The 17,804-nt window shown below is 32.7% G+C and carries 16 protein-coding genes and 1 riboswitch; of the genes, 2 read left to right on the top strand and 14 right to left on the bottom strand.

The window, feature by feature from the left end:
- Positions 1–38: 38 nt before the first annotated feature.
- Both C1I91_RS06880 and C1I91_RS06875 read left to right on the top strand, forming a co-directional pair.
- On the top strand, positions 39–920 hold the full coding sequence (locus C1I91_RS06880; RefSeq protein WP_128212203.1) for a LysR family transcriptional regulator: 882 nt from the start codon (positions 39–41) through the stop codon (positions 918–920).
- A gap of 148 nt (positions 921–1,068) precedes the next feature.
- A complete protein-coding gene (locus tag C1I91_RS06875; RefSeq protein WP_128212202.1) occupies positions 1,069–1,338 on the top strand; it encodes a hypothetical protein in 270 nt (89 codons plus the stop codon).
- A 324-nt stretch (positions 1,339–1,662) separates the two neighbouring features.
- Here C1I91_RS06875 and C1I91_RS06870 read toward each other — a convergent pair whose 3' ends face one another.
- The 14 genes from C1I91_RS06870 to C1I91_RS06800 all read right to left on the bottom strand — a co-directional run bounded on the left by C1I91_RS06870 (position 1,663) and on the right by C1I91_RS06800 (position 17,730).
- The gene (locus C1I91_RS06870; RefSeq protein WP_128212201.1) at positions 1,663–2,262 is read right to left on the bottom strand and encodes a thiamine phosphate synthase; all 600 of its coding nucleotides are present in this window, start codon (positions 2,260–2,262) and stop codon (positions 1,663–1,665) included.
- A gap of 290 nt (positions 2,263–2,552) precedes the next feature.
- Positions 2,553–3,650: a 2-iminoacetate synthase ThiH gene (gene thiH / locus C1I91_RS06865; protein WP_128212200.1), complete on the bottom strand. Its 1,098-nt coding sequence runs from the start codon at positions 3,648–3,650 to the stop codon at positions 2,553–2,555.
- Between the two features lie 30 nt (positions 3,651–3,680).
- Positions 3,681–4,445, bottom strand: a complete 765-nt coding sequence (locus tag C1I91_RS06860; RefSeq protein WP_128212199.1) for a thiazole synthase — start codon at positions 4,443–4,445, stop codon at positions 3,681–3,683.
- Positions 4,446–5,249 (bottom strand): sulfur carrier protein ThiS adenylyltransferase ThiF, encoded by an 804-nt coding sequence (gene thiF / locus C1I91_RS06855; protein WP_128212198.1) that lies wholly within the window; start codon positions 5,247–5,249, stop codon positions 4,446–4,448.
- Position 5,250: 1 nt separating this feature from the next.
- Positions 5,251–5,445 (bottom strand): sulfur carrier protein ThiS, encoded by a 195-nt coding sequence (gene thiS, locus C1I91_RS06850; RefSeq protein ID WP_128212197.1) that lies wholly within the window; start codon positions 5,443–5,445, stop codon positions 5,251–5,253.
- A gap of 232 nt (positions 5,446–5,677) precedes the next feature.
- Complete coding sequence (thiC, locus tag C1I91_RS06845; protein ID WP_128212196.1) at positions 5,678–6,976, bottom strand: phosphomethylpyrimidine synthase ThiC; 1,299 nt, start codon at positions 6,974–6,976, stop codon at positions 5,678–5,680.
- A gap of 143 nt (positions 6,977–7,119) precedes the next feature.
- A riboswitch (TPP riboswitch) is annotated at positions 7,120–7,223 on the bottom strand.
- A 67-nt stretch (positions 7,224–7,290) separates the two neighbouring features.
- Complete coding sequence (locus C1I91_RS06840; RefSeq protein WP_128212195.1) at positions 7,291–8,388, bottom strand: GerAB/ArcD/ProY family transporter; 1,098 nt, start codon at positions 8,386–8,388, stop codon at positions 7,291–7,293.
- Between the two features lie 274 nt (positions 8,389–8,662).
- A complete protein-coding gene (locus C1I91_RS06830; protein WP_128212193.1) occupies positions 8,663–9,829 on the bottom strand; it encodes a Ger(x)C family spore germination protein in 1,167 nt (388 codons plus the stop codon).
- Positions 9,830–9,880: 51 nt separating this feature from the next.
- Positions 9,881–11,491, bottom strand: a complete 1,611-nt coding sequence (locus C1I91_RS06825) for a spore germination protein (RefSeq protein WP_128212192.1) — start codon at positions 11,489–11,491, stop codon at positions 9,881–9,883.
- 295 nt (positions 11,492–11,786) lie between these two features.
- Positions 11,787–12,872, bottom strand: a complete 1,086-nt coding sequence (locus C1I91_RS06820; RefSeq protein WP_128212191.1) for a GerAB/ArcD/ProY family transporter — start codon at positions 12,870–12,872, stop codon at positions 11,787–11,789.
- A 48-nt stretch (positions 12,873–12,920) separates the two neighbouring features.
- The gene (locus C1I91_RS06815) at positions 12,921–14,027 is read right to left on the bottom strand and encodes a Ger(x)C family spore germination protein (protein ID WP_128212190.1); all 1,107 of its coding nucleotides are present in this window, start codon (positions 14,025–14,027) and stop codon (positions 12,921–12,923) included.
- Positions 14,014–15,105 (bottom strand): GerAB/ArcD/ProY family transporter, encoded by a 1,092-nt coding sequence (locus C1I91_RS06810; protein WP_128212189.1) that lies wholly within the window; start codon positions 15,103–15,105, stop codon positions 14,014–14,016. Before C1I91_RS06810 ends, C1I91_RS06815 begins: the two co-directional genes overlap by 14 nt.
- A gap of 89 nt (positions 15,106–15,194) precedes the next feature.
- Entirely contained in the window at positions 15,195–16,271 is a 1,077-nt protein-coding gene (locus C1I91_RS06805) for a GerAB/ArcD/ProY family transporter (RefSeq protein WP_164880474.1), read from the bottom strand.
- Positions 16,264–17,730, bottom strand: coding sequence for a spore germination protein (locus C1I91_RS06800; RefSeq protein ID WP_128212187.1), 1,467 nt, complete (start codon positions 17,728–17,730; stop codon positions 16,264–16,266). Before C1I91_RS06800 ends, C1I91_RS06805 begins: the two co-directional genes overlap by 8 nt.
- Between the last annotated feature and the right edge of the window lie 74 nt (positions 17,731–17,804).

Genomic DNA, 17,804 nt, shown 5'->3' with positions numbered 1-17,804 from the left:
ATGTTCAATTTTTTTGATAATACTATGGAGATGATATTATGGATTTGAAACAATTAAATTCCTTTGTTACTATATGCAAACTACAAAGCTTTACTCAAGCCGCTGACTCTCTTGGCTACGCCCAATCTACCATAACTACACAAATAAAGCTTTTAGAAAACGAATTAGGGGTAAAACTTTTTGAGAGAATAGGTAAAAGCATTACCCTAACTCATCAAGGAAAAAAGCTGCTTCCCTATGCAAAGCAAATGCTAAAGCTTTCTTCTGAGATTAAGAATGTTTTAACCAGCGAAGAAGTTCCCAGTGGAGTTCTTACCATAGGTGCTGCCGAGTCTCTATGTGTATTAAGACTGCCTGAAATATTAAAAGAATATAGAAGGCTTTACCCAAATGTAGAAGTCTCTATGAAATTTGGCAATTGCACAGATTTCAGACACTTTCTCCGTGACAACTTTATAGATGTAGCCTTTTCTCTTGGAACCAGAATAGAATCCGAAGACTTCATAACAGAAATATCCTTCGATGAGCCTATGCTTCTATTAACAGCACCTGGCCATCACCTAATAGATAAGTCTGAGGTACTTCCAGAAGATATAGCCAAGGAACCTCTTATATTAACAGAACTTGGCTGTAGCTATAGAGCTGTGTTTGAGAATATGTTAAACAGCTTAAATCTCAAAGCAAATGTTGTATTAGAAACCGGTAGTGTTCAAGCAATAAAGCAATTCACTATGAGCGGTCTTGGCGTTACCCTCTTACCAAAGGTAGCCGTTGAAGAGGAATTAAATAATGGAAGGTTAATCGCTCTAAACTGGTCTGGTCCTGATTTTGGTATAGTATCTCAAGTGCTTTATCATAAGGACAAGTGGCTTTCCCCTGCTCTAAAGGCATTCTTGAAGCTTTCTAGAGAGATGATGTAGATAGCTGCCAGGCTCAACAGATTACTAAAGATGCTCCAATTCAATACAAATTATATCTTTAAATTCTTTGGATTCTGAGAAAAACTTAGAAATACAAATTTTAATATGAAGTGGTACATCTATATCTATAAATTCTAAATAAAAAGGAATGATTCATATAAACACTAAGAATTTGACCTCAAAACTATATCTACTAGGGATATTAATACTTGTTATTCCAATGCTTATAGCATCTATTACAGAAAACGGCTTTAGCTCGATTTCTACAAAAATATTCCTATCAACATCATTTACTTTAATTTTGATAGGTAAGATCCTTTCCACTATAAAAAGAAAAAAGGCAAACGAGAACATAGCCATTGATATCGGCCTTATTTTAGGCATATTGACTACTATAATTTCTAATCTTATAAGATAATTATTTTATGTATATTAAAAAAGTCGCTGAAGCGAACTTTTTTGAGTATCTGCCTTTCCTAATGTACATGAGGAAAAGCTGTCAGGCGAATAAGCTTTATCTTTTATCAATTAGTACCTGGCATAGGTGCCCACCTAATTCCAAAACAGCAAAAAATGAAGCAGTCACACTTAAAGACTGCTTCATTTTTTAGTATTTTATAACAAAGATGTACCATTTCAATCCGAAAACAATTTTCAAAACTCCTCTGGTTTCTGATAAGAGAATCTGAAAATATAGATCGTAATATGAAGTTGTGTATCCATAGCAAATCTTTGTTATTCATTATATTTTGATTCTATTACTTAAAGCTTCTACATAACTTTTTGGATCTTTACTGTTCATAACAGAAGACATAACTGCAACACCGTAGGCTCCACATTTCATTACTGAATTTATGTTTTCTTCACTTATTCCGCCGATGGCTATAACAGGTATTCTTACAGTATTACAGATTTCACTCAAAAATCCTAACCCTCGTCCAGCGAGCCCTTCTTTACAGGAGGTTTCAAAAATATGGCCAGCTATTAGATAGTCAGCACCTTTCTTTTCAGCATCTATAGCTTCTTGCAAAGAGTGGATGGAAACCCCTAAGCAACCTGAAAATTCAACTTCAAAATCCATAAAGGCATTATATCCTAAATGTAATCCATCCGAATTAGCTCTCTTTGCTACCTCATAATTTCCATTAATTATTAAAGGTACTCTTCCCTTAAGCTCGTTCTTCACCCTATAGGCGAGTTCTAACAAGTCTTCTGTTTTTAGATCCTTTTCCCTAAGTATAATGGCCGCTGCTCCACCTTCTGCACTTTTCTTACAGATATCTTCAAGAGCCACTTCCTTAATCAGCTTTCTATTAGTCACAACATATATACCTTTTTTCATAGCTCTACACCTTCAACTATCAGCCTTTTATATATGGAACCAACTTCAACTATTAATTTATATATGCCACAAAATCGCCAGAAGCCGCGATTTTATAACAAGTATAAATTAAGTTTTCATAAAGGTTCCCTATAGGTAACCAACTTCAACTATTAATTTATATATGCCCGATAATCACCATAAGTCGAGACTATCAAACATGTATAAATTCAGTTTTAGTAAAGGATACCTATTTATAATAAGTTTATTCAAATCAAGTGGTTATAAAAATAGATGGAATTAATTATCCTCTACTGCCAATCCTTCATGACAGCGCAATAACCTTTATCAGAAAGCATAGCTTTTATCTCAGCTACGCTCCTTTTATCAGAGATCTCAAACTGACCATCACCTTTATCTTCTTTAGTATGCCCACCTATTTCTGTAGACACTCCTGCTGACATTTTAGTGACTCCTAAAGGTATAAGGTTGTCTCTAAACTCTGCACTTTCCCTTGTGGTCATATTTATTCCTGCTCTAGGTATGAAGAGCTTAGTTGCAAGCATTATCTGAACTAGGTTCTTATCACTTATTTCATGTAAATCCGTAAAGCTTCCTGCATGAGGTCTTATCCTTGGAATAGATATATTCATCTCCATATGAGGATAATTATCCTCTATATACTTGGCATGTAACCCAGAAAGATAAGCTTCTCTTCTCCAATCTGTAAGTCCATATAAAGCTCCTACACCAATTCCTCTTATACCAGCTTTGCAGGCTCTTTCAGGAGTCTCCAGTCTAAACCTGTAGTCTTTCTTAGGTCCACTAAGGTGTATCTTATCATAAACTTCCATATTGTAAGTTTCTTGATATATAGTCAGCGCATCAACACCGGCTTCTACAAGTTCTTTATACTCCTCTTCCTCTAAAGGATATATCTCTATGGCTATGGAGTTAAAATACTTTTTCATTATCTTAACTGCATCTTTTATATAACTCACAGGACTATGAAATCTTGACTCTCCTGTAAGTAGAATAATATGTCTAAGTCCACTTTCATAGATGCTTTTACATTCTTTTTCAATCTCTTCCATAGTAAGCTTTTGTCTGTTTATACTATTGTCTAAATTATATCCACAGTAAGCGCATCTATTAACGCAGTAATTAGATATATATATTGGAGTATACAAAACCACTGCTTTTCCGAAGTTACTTAAGGTCAATCTATGGGCTTTTTGAGCCATTTCTTCTAAAAACTTTTCTGCAACTGGAGAAAGTAGTGCTAAGAATTCTTCTTTACTTATATGATCCTTCTCAAGGATATATCTTATCTTGTCCTCTGTTATATTTTTAAAAAGCTCTTCAACATCGTAATCCTGTAATTCTTTTGCTACATCATAAAAGCTCATATCCTACACTTCCTAAAATTATATTTAAAATTATCTCAAGAAACCAGTCAGCGGTGATGAGGCTTCTGCATATACTTTTTCACTACCTAGCTTTGCTAAGTATCCTTTTCTACCACCTTCTACAGCAAGCTTGAAAGCCTCTGCCATAAGTACAGGATCTCCTGCTGTTGCTAGCGCAGTATTAATTAGTACAGCTTCTGCTCCCATTTCCATTGCTTCCGCAGCATCTGATGGCTTACCTATACCTGCATCTACAACTATTGGAACCTTTATTTCTTCAATCAATATCCTTATCATCTCTTTTGTCCTAATACCTCTGTTGCTTCCTATAGGTGAACCTAAAGGCATTATTGCTGCCGCACCTACATCTACCATTCTTCTAGCATCCATAAGGTCTGGATTCATGTAAGGTAATACAATAAAACCATCCTTTGCCAAAACCTCTGTAGCCTTCAAAGTCTCATAATTATCAGGTAAAAGATATTTGTTATCAGATATTACTTCAATCTTAACCCAATCTCCACAGCCAGCGGCCCTTGCTATTCTTGCTAGCCTTATAGCTTCTTCTGCATTTCGTGCACCTGAAGTATTTGGCATAATAACACAGCCCTTTGTGTAGCTTAATATGTTTTCCTCAGGATCACTAAAGTTAACCCTTCTTAAAGCTGCAGTTACTACTTCAGTTCCACTAGCCTTTATTATATCTGGAACTATTTTATTTGAGCTATACTTACCAGTACCTACAAATAATCTGCTATTTAAGCTTATTCCACCAATTACAAGTTTATCATCCATTTATATATCCTCCCCTAAGATCAATCTTACTGCTGCGTTAGCTTCATGATTTGCTGCTACTGCTACTCTAGACGCCATAAGTCCACAGCCTATCCCAGCTTCTGTTTCTAAGTCACCTACCATATATAAATTATCCTTAAGTCTCCTTGTTACCACCGAATTACTGCTATAAAAACCAGAAACCCCGGAAGCTGCTATTATCTTTTTGTACTTCATACTAGTTAAGGCTGTCCTTACTAAAGTTGCCTTAGCAGTAGGATCATCAAAAGCTTCTATTATTATATCTACATCCTTAAAGGTCTCTACTATATTGGTTTCATCTAGCTTCATATCCCTTACTTCAACCTCTACAAAAGGATTGCATTCACTAATTGTATCCTTCATAGCTTCAGTCTTTTTCATACCTATGTGCTTTACAAAGTAATACTGTCTATTCAAATTGCTTGGTTCAACTATATCGAAGTCTATTAAAAGCAATTTACCTATTCCCATCCTTGCCAAAGCCACTGCTGCATTTGAACCAAGCCCTCCAAGACCAGCTATACCAACTTTGGCTTTTTTTAACTTATCATGAACGAAAGGAGTATGTCTTGCTACCATTAAAGCCTCTAGTTCTTCCTTTGATGGCATCTCTCCTCTTTTTATCAACACTATCTTATCAAACTCCTTAACCTCAATATCTTGCTTCAAAGGAAAGGAGTTGTATATCAAGATATCTGCATCACTTTTAAAAGCTTCTCTTATAGAAAAGGCTGTAGCTTTGTCATTAACTTCTCTTAAAACTTCATTGACATATACCTGCATTTTAGCCGCCTCCTACAAACCTTATTAATTCTACTTCTGAAGCAGAGCTTAGTTTTCTTATGGAATATTGATTTTTATCTATTATTTCTCTGTCAACTTCCACTACTACCTTGTCTGAGTTTATCTTTAGTTCTTCCAGTAGCTCTGACACAGTAATGTTTTCTTTAAATTCTTTGTTTTCACCATTTAAAAGCATTAATTGCACCTCCCAAGTTTTTATTTATATGATGTTATCACCAAGTATGTTTAAAATTGATTATGCTTAATAATATTGTTTAAATTAAGTGATCATAGAGGATATGCTATATGATAGAGCTACTAGAATTAAATGATTTTTTCAAATTCTTTGCGCAAGCTCATTTAAGCATCGGATGACTGACCTCTTAATTTCGATATTGTAATTTAAGGGCAAATGTAACTAAAGCATATTAGATGTTTAAATCCTCATTGTTAAGTATCTTCTTCATAGTTCTCATTGAGCACATCTTTCCACACATAGTACAGCTATCTTCATTTTCTGGTGAAGATTCTTTTCTATATCTTCTAGCTTTTTCTTCATCTATAGATAACTTAAACATCTTCTCCCAATCAAGGTCTGCTCTTGCTTTACTCATGGCATTGTCCCAATCAGTTGCACCCTTTATTCCTTTTGCTATATCACCAGCATGGGCTGCTATTCTTGCAGCTATTATACCTTCCTTCATATCCTCTAGAGTTGGAAGTCTTAAGTGTTCTGCTGGAGTAACGTAGCAAAGGAAGTCTGCTCCGCTGGCAGCAGCTATGGCACCACCTATAGCTGAAGTTATATGGTCATAACCTGGAGCAACATCTGTAACTAAAGGCCCAAGTACATAGAAAGGTGCTCCGTGGCACAACTTCTTCTCTAAAAGCATATTTGCCTTTATTTCATTAAGAGGCATGTGGCCTGGCCCTTCTATCATTACTTGTACATTTCTCTCCCAAGCTCTTTTTGTAAGCTCACCTAAGGTTATTAGTTCTTTAATCTGAGCTGGATCAGTAGCATCATTTATAGAACCTGGTCTACAAGCATCTCCTAAAGAAATTGTGATATCATATTTTTCGCATATATCTAAAAGTCTGTCGTAATGCTCATAGAAAGGATTTTCAGCATGGTTAAGCTCCATCCAAGCAAAAAGTAAAGAGCCTCCTCTTGAAACTATGTTTGTAAGTCTAGGATTATTTTTTACTATCCTTGCAGTTTCCTTGTTAAGACCAGCATGAATAGTGACAAAATCCACTCCATCTTCTCCATGCTTTTCCACCACCCTAAAAAATTCATCCACAGTTATATCCTTAAGATCCTTGTCATAAAAACCTATTGCATCATACATAGGAACTGTTCCTAGCATTGCTGTAGACATATCCACAATTTTTTTTCTTAGGTGCTCTGTCTTACCATAATTGGATAAATCCATTATTGCCTCTGCTTTCATCTCAATAGCTGTTCTAACCTTTTCAAGCTCACCATCAAGATTGCAACAGTCCTTAGATATCCCTAAATTTACGTTTATTTTTGTACGAAGCCCCTGACCTACACCTTCAGCACTTAAAGATTTGTGATTCTTATTTGCAGGAATAACAACCTTTCCTTCTGCGATTAGTTGTCTTAAGGCATTTACATCAATATGCTCCTTTTCAGCAACTACCTCCATCTCCTTAGTTATAATTCCTTTTTTTGCGGCATCCATTTGCGTTGTGTAATTCATAAAGCCCTCCTAAATATAAAATTAGTTTTAGAACCCAATAACTAACTAAAAAGCAAAAAGCAGTCAATGCAAGAATGCAAAGACTGCTTTTTAAGCATATTTATTCAAATAAAAAAACTTGCCAAAAGCAAGCTTACAAATACTGAATAAAGCCCTTGCTTCCCTACGATGGTTCTAACCATATCAGGTTCATGGAGTTAGGATAAGTTATATCCCTCTCAGCCTTGCGGCACCCCCAGCAAATAACTGGTTTATTTAATTTTATTTTTCTTACAAAATGATTATAACTCTATTAGCTTTATTTGTAAATTGTATTAATTAATTTTTTGCAATTTTAACTTTTTACTCTTAGCTATGACAAGTGATCCTAATGGGAATATTACTTCTGGTATCCATGCGTATACAGGATATATATTAGCTCCGAAATAAGCTTGATTTATAGATGCGTCAAACATAGTAACAGAAAATATCATACCTATAATAACAATAGGTGAAACGATACCTTTATAGGTCCTAAGTCTTAATAGCTCCGCTGTTCCTAGAACTGCGGAATAGCAAAATATAGCTATTTTTACAAACACATTGAATAAAAGCACCACTGCTATTAAAGTCTCCATCCTCGTTATTATATCTCTTATATTTATCAACTTTGCAACTTGATAAGAAGGCTGCACATCCAAAGCTTCTGGTACTCCTAACGCAAATATATCTCTTAATATTATTAACAAGAAAAGTGCTCCTCCAATGATAAGACCTTTAAAAGCTTCTTTTTTTATATTCTCCTTGTCTACTACGCTAGAAAACATCATAAAAAATACAAATATTTCACCAAAAGGTATTGCAACTAAAACATTTACTCCTTGAATAAATTGAGATAAGTTAATTTGAGCTATTGGCAATATATTGGTGAAGTCATATTCTTTAAATAATAAAATAGATAATAAAATGCCTAATATTACAGTACCTATTGCAATAGGTGGTACTATTCTTGCTAAGGTCTCTATTCCTTTCTTAACAACATAGATAGTGGCTATTCCTATGCAGAATATGAACACCTCAATATGTGTCTCCTGCATAAGAAAGGTGGAATAGAAATCAGCTATAAACCTAAAGTTAGAAACTAGTACAAACCAAAAATGAAATATGTATATTATGGATATTACTTTCCCCAAGTATTTCCCATAGGTTATGGTATTTATCTCTATAATACTTTTTCCAGGAATCAACTGAATTAATTTCATATAAGTAGCTAGCAATAAGCCTTCTATTATAAAACTCACTACCAGTACAATCCATGTATCTTCTTTGGTAACTCCTAAGATAAAAGCTGCAATTAGTGTAGACCCTTCAATCAAACCTATTATTAGAAACATTAGTTGTCGGCTTGATATATTACCTTTCTCTATGTTCATAAGAAGCACTTCTCCGTTTATAAAATTGAAAAATATCTATTTATAATTTAAGTGTAGTAAGTCTTTTATTACATATATAATAAACTCAACTGGATTAAAAATATGTATATCTAAAATGAAAAGAACAGACACAATAAAAGCTAGAAATATTAACACACTAGAAACAGCAAGCTCTTTTACATAGTTATTTTTTATCAGCGGAGGTATTTCAATATACATGATAATTACAAAGAATATAATTAATAACGCCATTTTATCCTCGCTTCTCTATTCTCTACTTTCCTTGGAAGGTAGCAGGTTTAGTTATCTTTCCCATTCTTCTCACTTTTGTATCAACTTCAACCTTAACCGTAACTTTAGGAAACTCCTCTTTCCATTTATCCTCCACCCTTTTCCATTGTTTAGGTTTAAACTTATATAAGGTATCACCAAATCCAAATATATCAGCATTTAATTCCTTGGCTTTATCCCAGGCTTCCATAACTTGATTTTCTATATAAGTATTTTCAATTTCCTCTATTGTTTTAAAACTTTTTGGATTTGCTAAATCTTCAGATGTGGTCTGCTCTAATATATCTCCTTCAGCCTTAATACTTATATTCATATATATTATTCCATCCTTTACCTCAGGCCTTATTTTCCCCTTTGCTCTGGTAATTCTTATACCAACTTTTTCATTTCCTGCAGGAGAATTTACTAATATAGTTCCATACTTAACCTTGTTTGTTGCCCATAAGAATCCCATTGATTCGCTTTCATTGAGTTCTCCTACCATTTTATCCTTTTTGAATACTGCTGTCTTAGCGATATAAGGTATCTTTTGATTATTTTCAATGGGTTTTAAATCTATTATAGGAACTACTGGAGAAGTAGTTTTACTCATAAGCTTCATGGTAAAGTCTTTGAAATTAACTATTGGAAGTTGGGATACGTTTTCTTCATTTTTTATTAATTTACCTATGCTAATTCCTGGGTCATCTCTGCTACTTGGGTTCATATCAAAAATATCTGCTACCTCACCGTTGCTTACCATTATCCAGGTCAATGGTCTAGTTTCCCTGTTTCTCAAGAAAAAATCTATTTCCGAGCTTATTCCTTGATATGCAAGCTCTTTATTAAAGATCACCACTTGATTATGAGCGAAAAACAAAAGTCTATTATACTCTCTACTTATGTTTTTTAAAGCCTGAGATACTGTTTTACCTTTTTCTTTTATATTCACATACTGCTTACTAGCCCCTATACCTGTATTTGATTTTTCTAGAGTCGGTACGCCTATTTGAGTAGTAACAGCAATATCGTCATTCTTCTCTTTTCTATCAAGTGCAACACCAACAACTATTCCAAGCTTATTCAACTCTACCGAACTCCAACATCCAGTTAAACTTAGTGATAAAAGTACATATGTTGTCAAGCTAATTAACTTTTTCCTCTTTTTCATACTATTATCTATCCTCACTATGAGACATTCCTAAAGACAAATCAAACTTTATTAATCATTCTTTTCCTTATCATAGTCTGGCTTAGCATCTTCACTCTGCCTAAAAACATTTAAGAATCCTATCAGTTTCGGTCTCTTATTCATCTTATATAAAGGTGCTCTTATAATACTATCTTTAATATCTTCCTTTACCAAAGGAGCCAGTGGCGTAACATATGGTACCCCAAAGGAATTTAAGGAAACTGCATGAGCAAGTACCAAGATAACACCTATTCCAATACCAAAAATACCAAGAACTGATCCTAAAACTAAAAATACTATCCTTAAAATAGATATAACATCAGTAAAAGTAGGAACTACAAAGCTAGAAACAGCAGTCAAGGCTATTACAATTACTAATAATCCTCCAACCAAACCAGCTGAAACCGCTGCTTCCCCTATTACTAAAGCTCCAACTATGCTTACCGCTTGACCTACCGGTCTTGGGAGTCTAACTCCTGCTTCTCTTAAGATTTCAAAGGTTGTAATCATTAGTCCAGCTTCTACAGCGGCTGGAAATGGTACACCTTCTCTTCCAGCTGCCATAGTAAACAATAATGTGGTTGGAATTAATTCCTGGTGAAAAGTAGATAAAACTACATATGATACAGGCGCAAAAATGCTTATATAAAAACAAAAGTATCTTAGTATTCTTATCATGTTTGCTAGATATGGTCTAGAGTAGTAATCCTCAGCACTTTGAAAGCCCTCTACAAATAACATTGGAACAGTGAGTACGAAAGGGGTTCCGTCAACTATTATGCATACTCTTCCCTCTAATATCTTTGATGATGCAGAATCAGACTTTTCAGAGTTTCCTACTGTAGGGAATATTGAATTTGGCTCATCTTCTATAAGCTGTTCTATATATCCTGATTCTAAAACCGAGTCTATATTTATATTTTTAAGTCTTTTTTTAACTTCTTCTACTATTTTAGGATTAGCAATGTTTTTTAGATATACTATGCATATACTAGTCCTTGTCTGTTTACCTATTCTCATGGATTCAAAAACCAGATTTGGACTTTTTATTCTACGTCTTATAAGTGCCATGTTCGTTTGTATATTCTCTGTAAAACCTTCCCTTGGTCCTCTTACAACAGCTTCAGTCTTTGCCTCTTCTACGCCTCTAGTCTCAAAACCTTCAGAATGAATAACTAAAGCTCTGTCCGCTCCATCTATAAGAAAAATAGTTTCTCCAGAAAGACACGCATCTATAATCTGACTTTGGTCTGTCATGGCTCTCAAGTTTGCTACAGACATCATATTTTCCTTTATGAAATCTATATCTCCAGCCTTTATATTCTTCATATCAGTCATACTGCTGTCATACATAAAGGATTTCATTATTACGTCATTTATAATAGCTTTTTCAGCCAATCCTTCAACGTATATAATGGCAGCCTTTATCTGTTTGTTGTTTCCAAAAGAAAACTCTCTAAAGACTACGTCAGTATTTTGCCCGAATATATTTTTCAAATTATCCATATTTTCTTTTAAATTATTAGATAGTTTAATCTCATTAGTCTGCTGATTTTCGCATAAGTTACTATTTTTTAAACTATCGTCATTATTTGAGTCTTTATGATTAAGTCTAAATAGTTTGTATAAATATCTAAGCATATTTATTACCTCTATATATATTTATACATATTGTTCCTCTCATTTCTTTTAATATCCATATAGTTTATATATTTCTATTAATCATTTTTATTTTTACTCACGTAATCTTCAAATTCTTTATTTTTATATTTAACTTTAAATAATAGTAGAAAAAACTGAATAAGTAAGAAAAAAAGTAAGAATATAAGTAAAATCCAAGAGGTTAATGTAAAAAAGGTTATATACCAGTCCCATCCCTTAAAAGAACTTTGAATAAAGCTTATAACTTCCATGAACTTCCCCCGTTTTAAATATATTAAAATTCAATTCTCTTCTTTTTTATGAAAAGTATAAGCAATAATATAAGTGGAATTATATTAGTATATATTATTGCATAATAAGGTGAATCATAATTTACCATCCACTTGTGATAGGCGTAATTTGGTTCAAATAATATAGAAAAAAATAATAAAAATATGCCCATACACAGTAGTGACAAATTAACATTTTTAATTCTAAATATACCTGTAAATATGGTATTTATAGCATTTAGATATATTGTCATTTTAAAAAATCCTCCTAAAAACATCATAATAACTCCTATGGCATCTATATTGCTTATGACACCTTCAATATTTATGAGTTTTATAGTTTCCACCAAAGGAATTGTAGCTATCTCTGTATATTCAGCTCCCAATGCACATATATCAATAATTACAGACATACATAGCAATACACCTGAATAAAAAATCACCTTAACTCCAGTCTTCCTTAACTGTTCTTTTTCATATACCATATTCCAATACATACTAAAAACAAATACTTCTCCAAAGGGAAATACAATTATTGTTGGAAGTTCCTTCAGTACAGGTTTACCCCCCTCACCTAGTATAGGAAGTAAATTTGAAAAATCAAGTTTTCCAGAAATATAAATTAAAAAGTATATTACAATCATAGAAATTATTATTGCATAAAAAATCACTTCACTTAATCTTGCCAATACTTCAATTCCCTTAATAAGAATGTGTATACTTACACCTATAAAAAGCATTAAGATTATATACATAGGAGTAGTTGGGAACAAAGTCATCAGCAACAATTCGCTAAATTCTCTGGTATTTCTAGCACAATGCCACAGAAGGTTGAACATATACATAAAGACTACTATTGTGCCAATCTTATTGCCTAATATAAGCTTAGCTATTCCTATATAATTTTTGTCTGGAAAGCTTTTTTGTAATTCTGTGTATATCCACATAAATATTAGTCCTATAACAAGCGCAAGTAATATTACAATCCAGGCATCTTGCTTTGCTCCTATACCTAAAGCAAAAATCGTAGTGCTGCCTATCTCAAATATAAACATTAGTGTAAATAGTTGATGATTACTCAATTTATTCATATTCTATGTTTCCTTCTTTTTTATTGAAGTTCTTACTTTATGCATGAATTAATAATCTCCTCTTCCTAGGGATTTAATTTTAACCTTAACATTAATCTTTATATCAGAATCGCTAACAACCTTATTCCAATCTATACCTGTATTTCTTCCGTGGGTAGCCGCTGCAACTCTTCCTAGATCTAGCACATCCACTCCATATTTCCTATGAATATCGTTTATCAAAGAATTACACTGAATCTCTATTTTATCTTTTAAATCTTCTTCTAAGTTCTTCATATACTTCTTTTTTGTATTTACGTTTCTATACAACTCATTGGAAATTATCTCTCCACTAACCTTCAAGTCGATAGTAAACTTATATCTTCCATCTTCTTTAGTGCACTTAATCTTTCGTTTAGTCTTACAAAATACATTTATATATTGTTTTGAATCCTGTTGTAAGGTGATTATGCCTTTTACCTTGTTTTCTTTTAGCATGTTTATCACTTTTGCTTCTCTTATATTGGCTTTAGCTACCATCTTATCATCTTCAAAGATAGCAATACCTGTTGTTTTTATCTTATCATCAACAATCTCTATATAAGGTAACAAGACTTCTCTACCCTCAGCATCTAACCTTACTATAATATCATTTGTAGTGTATTGCATGGAGAAAAAATTAAACTCCTTAAGATTCTTTATCATTCCCTCTATGAACTCTACAGAGCTAGAAACATCTGGAATCTTATATGACAGCATATCCTTAGCTTTTCCTTTGCAAACTACACAAACAGTCCTATCGTTATAGAAGGCATTGTTCATGTTCATATCTATAAATTGTCTTATTCCAGTTCTGGCTGCTTCTTCACTCATTACATATACTCTTCCAACACCTAAGCTAAGCTTTTTATCAGATTCAAGCTGCCTATCTTCCCTTGTTTCACCAATAGTATTTGCCTTTCCAGTAAGTATACTAGGAACAAGTTCTTCTCCTTTTCCTGCAGAGTATGTAAGTAATGGCACCACATAGGTTATCTCTCCACCTTTCTTTTCAACATCAGCTCCTACCCCTGCCAACAGCTCTAAATTTTCTACTAACTCTCCTTCAGATCCTATAAAAGAAATAACCAATATGAATGCAGCAATTATAATAAATACAACTTTACTCTTTCTCATCTTCTCTTACCCTTTCTCTTCTTATTATTATGGCAATAACTGTTACAAAAAAGAGGTTAAATAGAACATATATTGGCATTAAGCTTCCTGTCAATTCTTTTCGTTCAGTTGAATTTCCAAATTCCAGTGCCATATAAGCAATTAAGGGATATATCAGGATCGTAAGCCTTCTTATGGATATCTTATTAGTAATTTGGTTGATACCAAAGCATACCGAATAGTAAAATACAGCAATGCATTTAAATATAATAAGACTCCATAAAGATAAAAATATATATCTAAAACTATTTATGATGGGGATATTTATTGCATCTGTTAGAGTTACCACTGGCCATAAATATTTAGGTGCTATATCTATTCCAAGATAAAATATGGTCAAAAAAACTGTCCATACATAAACTATTACTATAAATATTACACTGATAGCTCCATATTTAAATAATTTATCCTTTTTATTTAAAAATGGATAAAACAAAAAAATTGTTTCTATTCCAGCATAAAAAAATGTAGTTTCTTTTGATGCTTTTAAAAGGTCTATTATGCTAGTATCAAAGGTTGGTCTTATATTGTATATACTTCCATTAATTAAAGCTCCTGATGGAAGAGCTATAAGTATTATAGTTGTATAAAATATTATTTCATTTACTCTAACTAAAGGCTTTAATCCTTTATATACCAGATACCCTGTGGCTAATAAAGTAACTAAAATTATCTTAAAATCATCTATAAAGTAGGTTACATAGGTATAAAAAGCATTTTTAAAACCATTTACTTCTGAAGCAAATACAAATATAAAATATGAAACATATCCTATATTAAGTAGGTTTCCTATGATTGTTCCGAAGTATCTTCTCGACAACATCAATATGTTCTCTTCCGGATGCTTACTGCACATATACTTGGCTATAATAAGCATATAAAAAGGATATGCAGCGCCGATTATGCAAGCTATCCAAGCATCTTGATTAGCATACTTTATTAAGCCATTAGGTATGTATAAGATTCCAACACCTAGTATAGAAGATATTATAATCTGAGAAAATTCACTTGTTGACATACTTATTTTTATCTTACTCATTTTTCTCACTTCCTACATGCTCTTCACTTATAGAATCATTAATGGATATTTTTCAATTGATAAAACTCAATCATTTTGAAAAATCTCAATTAATTCTCGCTTTTTCTCTTTATACCTATAGCCATGATAGTTACAAAAAAAATATTAAAATAGGCACAAATCGGCATAATAATTCCTGAAACTTCTCTTCTTGTAGTCTCATTTCCATACTTGACTGCTACATATACTATAATTGGATATATAAGTATAGTAATCTTATGAATAGAAATTTTGTTCACTATTTGATTTATACAAAAGCAACTTGAATAATAATATATTGCTATACATTTCAAGATTATGAAGCTCCATAAAGCCAAAAAGATATATCTAAAGCTATTTATTATTGGTATATTTATGACATCTGTCAATGTAATTACAGGCCACAAATACTTAGGTGATATATCTATTCCTAGATAGTATATAGTTAAAAATACTACCATTATATAAGTAAATGCTATGTACCCTACACACATTGAGCAATATTTTAGCAGCTTACTTTTTTCTTTCAAAAATGGGTGATATAAAAAAACAGCTTCTACACCTGAATAAAAGAATGCGGTTTCTTTAGAAGCCTTTGCTAGCTTCACTATAGATGTTCTAAATACTGGCTGTATATTATAAATACTCCCCTTTACTAGAGATCCCGCAAGAAGCAATACAAGTATACTTGTTGTAAAAAATATTATTTCACTAACTCTTGCCAAGGGCTTCAAGCCCTTATATGTTGCATAAGCAGCGCTCAATACAATAACTGCCACAGCCTTATAACCACTTATAAAGTTAGTCAAGTATACAATTGAGACGTTTTTAAATCCATCAATTTCAGAGGTTAAAAGGAATATGAAAAAAAAAGTATACAATATATTCAAAATACTCCCAAATACATTACCGAAATATCTTCTAGATAAAACAAGTATATTTTCATCTGGATGCATCTTAGCAATATAACTAGCTATAAATAACATATAAAAAGGATATATAGCTCCAAATATACAACCAATCCACGAATCTTGTTCTGCATATTTTATTATGCTATTAGGTATATAAAGAATTCCTACACCTACTAAAGAAGCTATTAATATTTGAGAAAGTTCACTTATTGTTAATGATATCTTTCCGTCACTCACTCTTCTCACTTCCTGTATATTCTTGTCTTACAGGATTATCATTTGGTATTGCTTCTGGTCTTGTATTAAGTTTTAAGTGTGGCGCTCTTATCAAAGTGTCCTTCAAGTCATTTCTATTGAAATTAAGGTAAGGCACTCCTAAGTTTTCTATTGAGCACAAATAAGAAAGTAATACAAACCATCCTACGGTTATCCCCAGCACCCCTAACCAATTGGCAAGAACCGTCATGGGGTAAGTTATCAATCTTATAGCTACTGCCATCTTGTAGTTTGATATGGCAAAAGATGCAATAGTTGTTGTACCTGCTACAAGTAAAGTAGCAGAACTTACGAATTTGGCCTTAATAGCTGCATCTCCTATAATTATTCCTCCAACTACGCTCAAGGTCTGCCCTATTTTTGTAGGTAACCTTAGCCCGCCTTCTCTCAACAGCTCTATGGTTAGCTGCATCATCAATAAAGACATAAAGGGAGTAAGCGCTAAATCCTTTCTGTTTACAACTAAGGTTTTAATAAATTTTAACGGTATCATCTCAGAATTAAATTTTAGAAAAGTAATGTATATTGATGGAAAAGTTATAACTATAAAAACTGCAAAAAATCTTAAAATCCTTACAAAGGTTGATATAACTGTACGACCATAATAATCTTCAGGAGTCTGCAAAAATTCAGTAAATGTAGTTGGATAAGTAGTTACATATGGGGTATTATCCAATAAAAAAGCTATTCTTCCCTCCATTATATGAGCCTGTATTACATCTGGCCTTTCTGACCCAAAGGTCTGTGGAAATACGCTAAATTTATTAGCTTCAATAAATTGTTCTATCACTCCATTTGCCTGGATTAAGTCAACATCTATTTTCACTATTTTTTTTCTTAATTCCTCAAGATACTTTTTATCTACAATGTCATCTATATACATAATAAATAAGTCTGTCTGAGTTCTTGTGCCTAAAGTAAACTTTTCAGTCTTCAAATTTACATCTTTTATTCTTCTTTTTAATAAACTTATATTAGTCTGAACATTTTCTATAAATCCATCTCTTGGCCCATTTAAAGAGGTCTCATTTGCAGGTTCTTCAATAGCTCTAAAATTTTCTGAAGAGGCATCTAGAACTATAAAGTTTTCAGCATTTTGAAGGAGCAATACTGTTTTACCTCTCTTCAATCCGCTAGCTATACTATTGATATCAGTTTCAATAGAAGTATTACTAATAGTAATATATTTTTTACATACATATTCAGAAACATTGTCTATTTTCGATATATCCTCATTAACATCTATCATTAGATGTGTAAGAACATCTCTATCTATAATATTTTTATCAATTAGTCCATTTACGTAACATACTGCAGCTTCAATAGTATTTTTCTTGCCAATCAGTATTCTCTTTACCACGAACTCTTGTGGAATACCTAACATCTCTCTTAGGTCATCTATAGTTTTCTGAAGGTCCATTTTATCACTCCTATCTCTGAGTAAACCCAATTTATATGTGCCTATAATACTTACTTGGAATAATATAGTACCTA

Source organism: Clostridium manihotivorum, from assembly GCF_004015185.1.
Lineage (GTDB): Bacteria > Bacillota > Clostridia > Clostridiales > Clostridiaceae > Clostridium_AR > Clostridium_AR manihotivorum.
Note: the sequence above shows the minus strand (reverse complement) of the source record. Positions and strands in the feature narration are given on the sequence as shown.

Bases quoted from the DNA above. Each gene is read 5' to 3' on its own strand.
- thiC (WP_128212196.1), bottom strand. From the start codon at position 6,976: ATGAATTACACAACGCAAATGGATGCCGCAAAAAAAGGAATTATAACT.
- C1I91_RS06800 (WP_128212187.1), bottom strand. From the start codon at position 17,730: ATGGACCTTCAGAAAACTATAGATGACCTAAGAGAGATGTTAGGTATT.
- C1I91_RS06825 (WP_128212192.1), bottom strand. From the start codon at position 11,491: ATGCTTAGATATTTATACAAACTATTTAGACTTAATCATAAAGACTCA.
- thiS (WP_128212197.1), bottom strand. From the start codon at position 5,445: ATGCTTTTAAATGGTGAAAACAAAGAATTTAAAGAAAACATTACTGTG.
- C1I91_RS06880 (WP_128212203.1), top strand. From the start codon at position 39: ATGGATTTGAAACAATTAAATTCCTTTGTTACTATATGCAAACTACAA.
- thiF (WP_128212198.1), bottom strand. From the start codon at position 5,249: ATGCAGGTATATGTCAATGAAGTTTTAAGAGAAGTTAATGACAAAGCT.
- C1I91_RS06815 (WP_128212190.1), bottom strand. From the start codon at position 14,027: ATGAGAAAGAGTAAAGTTGTATTTATTATAATTGCTGCATTCATATTG.
- C1I91_RS06870 (WP_128212201.1), bottom strand. From the start codon at position 2,262: ATGAAAAAAGGTATATATGTTGTGACTAATAGAAAGCTGATTAAGGAA.
- C1I91_RS06860 (WP_128212199.1), bottom strand. From the start codon at position 4,445: ATGGATGATAAACTTGTAATTGGTGGAATAAGCTTAAATAGCAGATTA.
- thiH (WP_128212200.1), bottom strand. From the start codon at position 3,650: ATGAGCTTTTATGATGTAGCAAAAGAATTACAGGATTACGATGTTGAA.
- C1I91_RS06840 (WP_128212195.1), bottom strand. From the start codon at position 8,388: ATGAACATAGAGAAAGGTAATATATCAAGCCGACAACTAATGTTTCTA.
- C1I91_RS06820 (WP_128212191.1), bottom strand. From the start codon at position 12,872: ATGAATAAATTGAGTAATCATCAACTATTTACACTAATGTTTATATTT.
- C1I91_RS06830 (WP_128212193.1), bottom strand. From the start codon at position 9,829: ATGAAAAAGAGGAAAAAGTTAATTAGCTTGACAACATATGTACTTTTA.
- C1I91_RS06810 (WP_128212189.1), bottom strand. From the start codon at position 15,105: ATGAGTAAGATAAAAATAAGTATGTCAACAAGTGAATTTTCTCAGATT.
- C1I91_RS06875 (WP_128212202.1), top strand. From the start codon at position 1,069: ATGATTCATATAAACACTAAGAATTTGACCTCAAAACTATATCTACTA.